The sequence below is a fragment of the Methylobacterium sp. CCH5-D2 genome, assembly GCF_001556475.1.
GTDB lineage: Bacteria > Pseudomonadota > Alphaproteobacteria > Rhizobiales > Beijerinckiaceae > Methylobacterium > Methylobacterium hispanicum.
This window is the reverse complement of record NZ_LSIX01001035.1, coordinates 1-9,291: the sequence shown is the minus strand read 5'-3', so window position 1 is coordinate 9,291 and position 9,291 is coordinate 1. Positions and strand designations below refer to the sequence as shown.

Annotated in this window: 11 protein-coding genes; 8 read left to right on the top strand and 3 right to left on the bottom strand. The window is 73.5% G+C overall.

Annotated features, from left to right (window positions below):
• Together AX737_RS28305 and AX737_RS28300 are read left to right on the top strand one after the other, a co-directional pair.
• Positions 1-835 (top strand): bifunctional allantoicase/(S)-ureidoglycine aminohydrolase (locus AX737_RS28305; protein WP_082773348.1); only part of this gene is annotated, 835 nt, incomplete at its 5' end.
• On the top strand, positions 832-1,347 hold the full coding sequence (locus tag AX737_RS28300; protein ID WP_066927171.1) for an ureidoglycolate lyase: 516 nt from the start codon (positions 832-834) through the stop codon (positions 1,345-1,347). The genes AX737_RS28305 and AX737_RS28300, both read left to right, overlap by 4 nt.
• A 5-nt stretch (positions 1,348-1,352) precedes the next feature.
• Here AX737_RS28300 and AX737_RS36495 read toward each other — a convergent pair whose 3' ends face one another.
• Both AX737_RS36495 and AX737_RS28290 read right to left on the bottom strand, forming a co-directional pair.
• Positions 1,353-1,883 carry a GGDEF domain-containing protein gene (locus tag AX737_RS36495; protein WP_238230484.1) on the bottom strand — a complete coding sequence of 177 codons (531 nt, stop codon included), beginning with the start codon at positions 1,881-1,883 and terminating at the stop codon, positions 1,353-1,355.
• Between the two features lie 662 nt (positions 1,884-2,545).
• Entirely contained in the window at positions 2,546-2,944 is a 399-nt protein-coding gene (locus AX737_RS28290; protein WP_066927169.1) for a LysR family transcriptional regulator, read from the bottom strand.
• Positions 2,945-3,046: 102 nt separating this feature from the next.
• Here AX737_RS28290 and modA point away from each other — a divergent pair, with 102 nt between their 5' ends.
• Genes modA through modC form a run of 3 tightly spaced genes read left to right on the top strand, consistent with a single transcriptional unit; the run spans position 3,047 to position 5,651 of the window.
• The gene (gene modA, locus AX737_RS28285; protein WP_066927167.1) at positions 3,047-3,844 is read left to right on the top strand and encodes a molybdate ABC transporter substrate-binding protein; all 798 of its coding nucleotides are present in this window, start codon (positions 3,047-3,049) and stop codon (positions 3,842-3,844) included.
• Between the two features lie 8 nt (positions 3,845-3,852).
• Positions 3,853-4,545, top strand: coding sequence for a molybdate ABC transporter permease subunit (modB, locus tag AX737_RS28280; RefSeq protein ID WP_066927175.1), 693 nt, complete (start codon positions 3,853-3,855; stop codon positions 4,543-4,545).
• Positions 4,542-5,651, top strand: coding sequence for a molybdenum ABC transporter ATP-binding protein (modC, locus tag AX737_RS28275; RefSeq protein WP_066927165.1), 1,110 nt, complete (start codon positions 4,542-4,544; stop codon positions 5,649-5,651). Before modB ends, modC begins: the two co-directional genes overlap by 4 nt.
• Positions 5,652-5,666: 15 nt before the next feature.
• Here the strand turns inward: modC and AX737_RS28270 are convergent, their stop codons facing one another.
• Positions 5,667-7,067, bottom strand: coding sequence for a cytochrome P450 (locus AX737_RS28270; protein ID WP_066927163.1), 1,401 nt, complete (start codon positions 7,065-7,067; stop codon positions 5,667-5,669).
• A 130-nt stretch (positions 7,068-7,197) separates the two neighbouring features.
• On the opposite strand from AX737_RS28270, the gene fumC reads away from it, so the two are divergent.
• The 3 genes from fumC (at position 7,198) to AX737_RS28255 (ending at position 9,147) form a co-directional block, all read left to right on the top strand.
• Positions 7,198-8,607, top strand: coding sequence for a class II fumarate hydratase (gene fumC, locus AX737_RS28265; RefSeq protein ID WP_066927162.1), 1,410 nt, complete (start codon positions 7,198-7,200; stop codon positions 8,605-8,607).
• Between the two features lie 115 nt (positions 8,608-8,722).
• On the top strand, positions 8,723-8,914 hold the full coding sequence (locus AX737_RS28260; protein WP_066927161.1) for a DUF4169 family protein: 192 nt from the start codon (positions 8,723-8,725) through the stop codon (positions 8,912-8,914).
• Positions 8,911-9,147 carry a ribbon-helix-helix domain-containing protein gene (locus AX737_RS28255; RefSeq protein WP_280949106.1) on the top strand — a complete coding sequence of 79 codons (237 nt, stop codon included), beginning with the start codon at positions 8,911-8,913 and terminating at the stop codon, positions 9,145-9,147. The genes AX737_RS28260 and AX737_RS28255 overlap by 4 nt, the downstream gene beginning before the upstream one ends.
• Positions 9,148-9,291 lie beyond the last annotated feature (144 nt).

The window sequence follows — 9,291 nt, the reverse complement described above, 5'->3', positions numbered from 1 at the left end:
GACCGCCTCGCCCTACAACCCGCCCTGCGGCGGCCTCCCTCCCCAGACCGCCCTGATGACCGGCCGGGCCGTGTTCACCGAGGCCTACGCCGTCATCCCGCGGGGCGTGATGAGCGACATCGTCACCTCGGTCCTGCCCTTCTGGGAGGGCACCCGCGCCTGGATGCTGTCGCGCCCGCTCTCCGGCTTCTCGGAGACCTTCGCGCAGTCCCTCATGGAGGTCGCGCCCGGCGGCGGCAGCCGGCAGCCGGAGCCCGATCCGGAGGCCGAGGGCGTGCTCTTCGTCGTCGAGGGGCGCCCGAGCCTGACCCTCGACGGCCACGAGCACGGCCTGCGCCCCGGCAGCTACGTCTACCTCGCGCCCGGCGCCGCGTGGTCCCTGCGCAACGCGGAGGGCACCGCCCGCTTCCACTGGATCCGCAAGGCCTACGAGCGGGTGCCGGGGATCGAGGCGCCCGAGAGCTTCGTCACCCACGAGAGCCGCGAGGATCCGGTCGCCATGCCGGGCACGGACGGCGCCTGGGCCACCACCCGCTTCGTCGCCTCCGACGACGTGCGCCACGACATGCACGTCAACATCGTCGCCATGCGCCCCGGCGCCTCGATCCCATTCGAGGAGACGCACGTGATGGAGCACGGCCTGTTCGTTCTGGAGGGCAAGGCGGTCTACCGGCTCAACCGCGACTGGGTGGAGGTCGAGGCCGGCGACTTCATGTGGCTGCGCGCCTTCTGCCCGCAGGCCTGCTACGCGGGCGGGCCCGGCCCCTTCCGATACCTGCTCTACAAGGACGTGAACCGCCACGCCGCCCTCCGGCCCCGCGGGCTCGGCCGGTGAGCGACAGGATCCTCGTCGCGCAGGCCCTCAGCGCGGAAGCCTTCGCGCCCTTCGGCGCGGTGATCGACAAGTCCAGGGTTGCCCCGCGCCCGATGAACGCCGGCCGGGCGCGCCGCTTCCACGACCTCGCCACGGTGCCGGTGGTGGGCGCGGAGAGCACCGTGGTGATCGGCCATGTCGAGGCCGAGCCCTACCCGGTGCCCCTGGTGTTCAGCCTCGTCGAGCGCCACCCGCTGGGCGCCCAGGCCTTCGTGCCGCTCGACGCGTCGCCGTTCCTCGTCGTGGTCTGTCCCGACGAGGGGGGAAGGCCGGGCCGGCCCCAGGCCTTCCTCACCGCGCCGGGCCAGGGCGTCTGCTACGCCGTGGGCACGTGGCACGGCGTGCTCACGCCCTTCGGTGCGCCCCAGGACTTCCTGGTGATCGACCGCGGGGGCCCGGGCGTGAATCTCGAGGAACACGTCTACGCGGAGCCCTGGACCGTGACGCTGCCGGAGGGGCCTGAGGGCGCCTGACGCCTTCAGGCCGCCGCAGCGACCTCGACGCGGTTCCGGCCGGCCGCCTTCGCCCGGTAGAGGGCACGGTCGGCGGCCGAGAGCAGGGCCGGCAGATCGCCGCGCTCGGGCCCCGCCTCCGCCAGGCCGACGCTGACGGTCGCCCGGATGCCGGGCCCGTCGCGGTGCGCGGCGGCCTCCGCGAAGCGCCGCGCGATCTCCTCGCCGACCTGCCGCGCCGCGGGGGCGCCCCGACCCGGCAGGAGGGCGGCGAACTCCTCGCCGCCCAGGCGGACCACCAGAGCCTCCGGCCCCGCCGCGTCCCGGGCGACGCGGGCGAACAGGGCGAGCACCGCGTCGCCCGCGGCGTGCCCGTGACGGTCGTTGATGCTCTTGAAGTGGTCGAGATCGAAGGCGAGGAGCGCGGCCGGACGCTCCGCCGCCCGCTCCGCGAGCATCCGTGCGCCCTGCTCGAAGAATCCCTGACGGTTGGCGAGGCCGGTGAGGAAATCGGTCCGGGACGCCGCCAGGAGCTGTGCCTGCGCCTCCTCGCGCACCAGCACATCGTGACCTTGGCAAGGACCGGCAGCAGGCTCGGCCCGTAGCGCTCGACGAGAACGGGCGCGACCAGCCCGCGCAGGACGTAGAACACCCCGTGTCCGGCCGAGACCGCCACCGCGACCGGCCGCGAGCGCAGGCCCCGGACCGTGCGGCTGCGCAGGAGGGCCCAGGCGGTCAGCCCGCAGGCCAGGGCGATCGGCAGCGCGGAGACGTGGTTCCAGAACGCCGCCTCGAAATGCACGCCCGCGACCGCCCAGGCCAGGGCCAGGACGACCAGTGCCGCGGCCGAGCCCCGGAAGCGCGCCGGGCCGTCGAGGCTGACCACGCCGTGCCGCACCATCAGGTAGCCCAGCACCATCAGGAGGTTGGTCAGCGCTCCCCCGCCCGCACCGGGAAACCGGTGGCGGTTCATCGCGACGACGCAGCCCAGCGCGAAGACCGCGCAGGCCCCCGCCCAGACCCCGAGCTCGCGCGACCGCCGCGGATGGGCCTGCCGCTCCCACAGCGTCAGCGCCGCGGAGACGAGCAGCGTCCCGATGGTCAGATACCAGAGCGTCGCAAGGTCTATCTGCATGGCGGCGGCTCCCGACCCACGGGTCGGGCTTACAACTCCGGGACGAAGAGTTCCCTTATGACACGCGGCATCCCGCACACAGGGTTAAGGCTTTCCTGCCGGACCCGAACGCCGCGGTCGCGGCGGCCGCGGCTCCTCGGCCCCCGAGGGTCCCGCGGGCGGTGCGAGCCGGGCGAGGACGGGGCCGGCGGCCCGCTCGGCCGCGCGCTCGATCGCCCGGTAATCCGCCACGAGCGCGGCGCCGAGGGCCGAGAGCCGCGCCCCGCCGCCGGCCCGGCCGCCGGCCTGCGTCTCCACCACGGGCCGGCCGAACCCTGCGTTCAGTGCCTCGATCAGGGTCCAGGCGCGCCGGTACGACATGCCGAGCGCCCGGCCCGCGGCCGAGATGGAGCCGTGCTCGGCCACGGCCTCGAGGAGGCGCACCTTGCCGGGACCGACCCGGTGGTCGGGCCCGAGATCGATCCGGATGCTCAGACGGGCCATCGTGCCTCCGCGGTGCCCCTGGCCGAGGCTATGCTCGACGGTATATAGCGCAGGACGGCGGCCCGGCTGGACGCCGCTCCGGGATCTCGAGGACGGATCCGCATGCGTACGACAACCCGCGCCCGCTTCCTGGCCGGCCTCGTGTCCGGCACGCTCCTGGCAGCCATGCCGGCGCAGGCGGCCGAGCCCCCGACCGTCTTCGCCGCCGCGAGCCTGAAGAACGCGCTCGACGACATCGCGGGCTCCTACGCGCGGGAGGGCAAGCCGGCCCCGCGGATCTCCTACGCCGCCTCGAACACGCTCGCGAAGCAGATCGAGCAGGGCGCGCCCGCGGACCTGTTCTTCTCGGCCGACCTCGACTGGATGGACCATCTCGCCAAGCAGAACCTCATCCGGCCCGACAGCCGGGTCTCGCTGCTGACCAACAGCATCGTGCTGATCGCCCCGAAGGCCTCGCGGGCCGAGGTGCGGATGGGCCCCGGCCTCGATCTCGCGGGCGCGCTCGGACAGGGGCGCCTCGCCATGGGCAACGTCGCGGCAGTGCCGGCCGGCAAGTACGGCAAGGCGGCCCTGGAGAAGCTCGGCGCCTGGGCCGGGGTGAAGGACCGGGTGGCGCAAGGAGAGAGCGTGCGCGCCGCCCTGCTCCTCGTCTCGCGGGGCGAGGCCCCGCTCGGCATCGTCTACGCCACCGACGCGGCGGCGGACGCCAACGTCAGGATCGTCGCGACCTTTCCGGCCGACAGCCACCCGCCGATCGTCTACCCCGTCGCGCTGACGCGGGATTCGGCCAATCCCGACGCCGCGGGCCTCCTCGCCTACCTGCGCGGGCCCACCGCCAAGGCCGCCTTCGAGCGCCAGGGCTTCACGGTGCTGAACCGCTCCGCCACCGCCCGGCCGTGACCGATGCCGTGACGAACTGGCTGACACCAGAGGAGTGGCAGGCGCTGCGCCTCAGCCTGCTGGTGGCCGGCACCGGCACGCTGGCGAGCCTGCCGCTCGGGCTCGGCGTGGCCTACCTGCTCGCCCGAGGGCGGTTCTGGGGCAAGACGCTCCTCGACATGGCGGTCCACCTGCCCCTCGTCCTGCCGCCGGTCGTGACCGGCTACCTGCTGCTCCTCGCCTTCGGGCGGCGCGGACCCGTGGGCAGCGTGCTCGCCGAGTTCGGCATCGTCCTCGCGTTCCGCTGGACGGGGGCGGCGCTGGCCTGCGCGGTGATGGGCTTTCCCTTGCTGGTGCGCGCCATCCGCCTGTCGATCGAGGCGGTCGATTCCAAGCTGGAGCAGGCCGCGGCCACTCTCGGGGCCAGCCCGCCGCAGGTCTTCGCCCAGGTCACCCTGCCGCTGATCCTGCCCGGGATCCTCGCGGGGCTCGTGCTCTGCTTCGCCAAGGCGATGGGTGAATTCGGCGCCACCATCACCTTCGTGTCGAACATTCCCGGCGAGACCCAGACCCTGCCCTCGGCGATCTACGCCCTCACCCAGGTGCCGGGCGGCGAGGCCGGGGCGATGCGCCTGGCCCTCATCTCGATCGTCGTCTCGATGAGCGCCCTCCTCCTCTCCGAGATCCTCGCCCGCGGCGTCGCCCGCCGGCTCGCCGCGTGAGCGGCCTCGCGGTCACGGTCGCGCACCGCCAGGGCGCCTTCCGGCTCGACGCGAACTTCGAGGCCGAGGGCGGGGTCACGGCCCTGTTCGGGCGCTCGGGCTCGGGCAAGACCACGCTGGTCGACATCGTCGCGGGCCTCGTGCGCCCCGAGCGGGGCCGCGTCGTCCTCGACGGCGCGGTGCTGGTGGACACGGACGCGCGGCGCTTCGTGCCGCCGCACCGCCGCCGCATCGGCTACGTCTTCCAGGAGAGCCGGCTGTTCCCGCATCTCGACGTCTCCGCCAACCTGCTGTTCGGCCGCCGTCTCGCGCGCGCGGCCGACGGGATCGGCTTCGCGGAGGTGGTCGATCTGCTGGGCATCGGCCACCTTCTCGCGCGCCGCCCGGCCGGGCTCTCCGGCGGCGAGCGGCAGCGGGTGGCGATCGGCCGTGCGCTGCTGGCGCGGCCCCGCCTCCTCCTGATGGACGAGCCTCTGGCGGCGCTGGACGAGGCCCGCAAGGCCGAGATCCTGCCCTTCCTCGAGCGGCTGCGCGATCTCGGCCGCGTGCCGATCCTCTACGTCTCCCACGCCCTGCCGGAGATCGTGCGGCTCGCCGACCGGGTGGTGGTCCTGGAGGCGGGACGCGTCGTCGCCAGCGGGCCCGTGGACACGCTCAGCGCGCGCCTCGACGTCGCGCCGCTGCGCGCCGCCCGCGAGGCCGGGGCGGTGCTCGCCGGCCGGGTGGAGGCGCACGATCCGGCCTTCGCGCTGACGCGGCTCGCCACGGCGGCCGGCCCGCTCCACGTGCCGCTCCTCGACCGGGCCGTGGGCGCCCCCTTGCGCATCCTCGTCTCGGCCCGCGACGTGACCCTCAGCCTCGCCCGACCCGAGGGCACGAGCGCGCTCAACGTGCTGGCCGGCACGGTCGCGGAGATCGGCGCGGCCGCGCCCGGCGACCCCGGCACCGAGGTTCGCCTGGATTGCGGCGGCGCGGCCCTGGTGGTGCGGCTGACCCGCCGCTCGCTCGCCGAGATGGGCCTCAGGCCCGGACTGCCGGTCTTCGCGGCGGTGAAGAGCGTCGCCCTGGTCGAGGGCCCGCCCCACGGTGCGGCGGCCGCGCCCTGAGGCCCGGCCGGGTCCTCAGCGCCGGACGGCCGCCATGCGCAGGCCCTCGCCCGGCCGCACGGTCACGCGCTGCACCGGCGTGACCGGCGGATGGTCGGCGGGCAGGGCCAGGCGCACCGCCCGCACCATGTGGGCCAGCACGATCACCGCCTCCTGCAGGGAGAAGCTCTGGCCGATGCAGACGCGCGGCCCCGCCCCGAAGGGCAGGTAGGCGAAGCGCGGGATCGCCGCGCGGGCCTCTCCCAGGAAGCGCTCCGGCACGAAGGCGTCGGGGTCCTCCCACAGCGCCCGGTGGCGGTGGAGCACGTAAGGAGAGACCATCACCAGCGAGCCGCGCGGTATCTTCACGCGGCCGAGCCGGTCCTCCTTCAGCGCCTGCCGGCTGATGATGGCGGCGGGCGGGAACAGGCGCAGCGCCTCCTCGATCACCGCCTTGGCGAAGGGCAGGCGCTCGGCGGCGAAGTTGCCCTCCGGGTCGGCGGCGGCATCCACCTCCTCTTCGAGGCGCGCGAGCGAAGCCCCGTCCTGCGACAGGCAGTAGAGCGCCCAGGTCAGCGCGTTGGCGGTGGTCTCGTGGCCGGCGGCGATGAAGGTGACGATGTTGGCCTTCACCGTGAGGTCGTCGAGGCCCTGCCCCGTCTCCGGATCCTGCGCGGCGAGCAGCAGGGTGAGGAGGTCTTCCGGCGCCTCGCCCCGCGCCATGACGGCGCGACGGTGCTCGATCAGCCCGTCCACCACCTCGGCGAAGTAGCGTAGCGCCGGCCGCGCCCGCAGGCGCCCGATCCGCGGCACGAAGGCGGGCACGCCGAACACGTCGAGCGGGTCGATCGGCCCGACCGATTCGAGGAAGCGCGTGATGGCGCGGGCCAGCGCGTCCGGATCGTTCTGCGGCCCGTGGGTGAAGATCGTCCGCTCCAGCACGTCGAGGGTGACGCGGGCCATCTCCTGCGCGACGTCGACTTGGCTGCCGACGCGCCGCACGAGGCGCCGGGCCAGCCGCGCGCCGGCCGCGTTCATCGCCGCCTCGAAGCCCCGCACCGTGCGGGCGGAGAAGAGCGGGGCGAGCGTGCGCCGCTGCAGCCGCCAATCGTCGCCCTCCGCCGTCAGCAGGCCCTCGCCGAGGCCCGGCGCCAGCACGCGCCGCTGCAGGTCGTCCTTGCGGTAGGCGCCCGCGTTCTCGACCAGGACGTGGCGGATCAGGCCCGGCTCGCTCACCACGGTGACGCGCCCGAGCACGCCGTCCCCCGCCAACAGCGGCAGGGTGAAGTGCTCCTCCATCCAGGTGGTGAGCGGGTTGGCCCGCGCGGCCCGCAGGAAGTCGATGAGCCCCATCGGCGTGCGCCGCGGGCGGGGCACGGCGGGGCGGAAGCGGGTCCTCGGCGCCGTCTCCGGCGCGGTCTCGGCGATCGTCGGCATGGTGTCCCGTGAGGTTCCGGGGGCGCGGCGACAGCCCGCGCGGATTGTCAGGACGGCCGCGCGGCAGGTTCGCGTTTCGGCCCGGCCTTCGCTAAGTAGGTCCCGCACTGCACCAGACGTAGAGGCCACGATGTCGCCCACCGAGACCGCCACCCGCACGGAATCCGACACGTTCGGGCCGATCGAGGTTCCGGCCCACCGGTACTGGGGCGCGCAGACGCAGCGCTCGATCCAGAACTTCAAGATCGGCACCGAGCACATGCCCGCGCCGCTCGTCCACGCGCTGGGCATCGTCAAGCAGGCCGCCGCCCTGGTGAACAAGGATCTGGGCGCCCTCGACCCGAAGATCGCCGACGCGATCGCCCAATCCGCCGCCGAGGTGGTGGCCGGCCAGCACGACGACGAGTTCCCGCTGGTCGTCTGGCAGACGGGCTCGGGCACGCAGTCCAACATGAACGCCAACGAGGTGATCGCGAGCCTCGCCAACGAGCGGCTCGGCGGCCAGCGCGGCGGCAAGTCGCCGGTCCACCCGAACGACCATTGCAACCGCGGCCAGTCCTCGAACGACACCTTCCCGACCGCGATGCACATCGCGGTGGCCCGCGAGATCCAGGAGCGGCTGCTGCCCGCCCTCTCGCACCTGCACGGCGCGCTGGACGCCAAGGCGAAGGCTTTCGAGAGCATCGTCAAGATCGGCCGCACCCACCTGCAGGACGCGACCCCCGTCTCGCTCGGACAGGAATTCTCCGGCTACGTCGCCCAGGTCGCGCTCGGCGGCTCGCGCGTCGCGGCGACCCTTCCGGGCGTTCTGGCGCTGGCGCAGGGCGGCACCGCCGTCGGCACCGGCCTCAACGCGCATCCCGAATTCGCGGAAAAATTCGCCGCCAAGGTCGCGGAGCTCACGGGGCTCCCCTTCACCTCCGCCGAGAACAAGTTCGAGGCGCTGGCCACCCACGACGCGCTGGTGTTCACGCAAGGGGCGCTCTCGGCGCTCGCCGCCGGCCTGTTCAAGATCGCCCAGGACATCCGCTTCCTGGGCTCGGGCCCGCGCTCGGGGCTGGGCGAGTTGTCGCTGCCTGAGAACGAGCCCGGCTCCTCGATCATGCCCGGCAAGGTCAACCCGACCCAGTGCGAGGCGCTGACGATGGTCTGCGCCCAGGTGATCGGCAACGGCACCACCGTTTCGTTCGCGGGCTCTCAGGGCAATTTCGAGCTCAACGTGTTCAAGCCGGTGATCGCCAACGCGGTGCTGCAATCGGTGCGGCTGCTCGCGGACGCCGCGGTGAGCTTCGCCGACAACTGTGTCGTCGGCATCAAGGCCAACGAGGACAAGATCAGTGACCTGATGAGCCGCTCGCTGATGCTGGTGACCGCGCTCGCGCCCTCGATCGGCTACGACAAGGCCGCCGAGATCGCCAAGACCGCGCACAAGAACGGCACCACCCTGAAGGAGGAGGCGCTGCGCCTCGGCTACGTCACGGACGAGGAGTTCGAGCGCGTGGTGCGGCCCGAGACCATGCTGGCCCCCAGCGCCGAGTGATGGGCGCCGAGTAGTCCATACCGAGTGACAGGCACCGCATGATCGGCGCCCATTGACGATTCGACCGGCGCGGGGACGCTTCCCGCGCCGGCCCGATACCCCGGAGGCGGACGCGATGGCCGAGATCATCAACCTGCGTCAGGTCCGCAAGGCGCGGGAGAAGGCGGAGAAGGACGCCCGGGCCGCCGAGAACCGCGTGACCTTCGGCCGCCCGAAGAAGCAGAAGACCCTTCAGGAGAAGCGCAAGTCCCTGGAGGAGAGCCGCCACGAAGGGCATCGCCTGGAGCGGGACGACCCGCCGACGTGAGCGGCGTCCGCAAGCGCTCGGTGATGATCGCCGGCCACCCGACCAGCGTCTCCCTGGAGGAGCCGTTCTGGGAGGCGCTGCGCGAGATCGCGGGCGCCCGCGGGCAGTCGGTGCAGGCGCTGATCGGCGCGATCGACGCGGGCCGCGGGGCGCAGAACCTGTCCTCGGCGATCCGGGTGTACGTGCTGGCGGCCGTGCGGGCGCCGGGTGGTGCGGAGGTGGGGTCCGGCTGATCACGTCAAGGCGCGCATGTCCTCCCTCCCCCCTCTGCGGGCAGGGCGATTGCATATGGCAGGCATCCTGTCTCGGATCGGGTGAGAAGCGCGCCGCGCTCCCTCTCCCGTGCGGGAGAGGGTTGGGGTGAGGGATGAGAACTC

Excerpts from the sequence above, each read along its gene's own strand:
- AX737_RS28290 (WP_066927169.1), bottom strand. The coding sequence starts at position 2,944 with ATGGCCCGTCTGAGCATCCGGATCGATCTCGGGCCCGACCACCGGGTC.
- modA (WP_066927167.1), top strand. The coding sequence starts at position 3,047 with ATGCGTACGACAACCCGCGCCCGCTTCCTGGCCGGCCTCGTGTCCGGC.
- AX737_RS28270 (WP_066927163.1), bottom strand. The coding sequence starts at position 7,067 with ATGCCGACGATCGCCGAGACCGCGCCGGAGACGGCGCCGAGGACCCGC.
- fumC (WP_066927162.1), top strand. The coding sequence starts at position 7,198 with ATGTCGCCCACCGAGACCGCCACCCGCACGGAATCCGACACGTTCGGG.
- AX737_RS28260 (WP_066927161.1), top strand. The coding sequence starts at position 8,723 with ATGGCCGAGATCATCAACCTGCGTCAGGTCCGCAAGGCGCGGGAGAAG.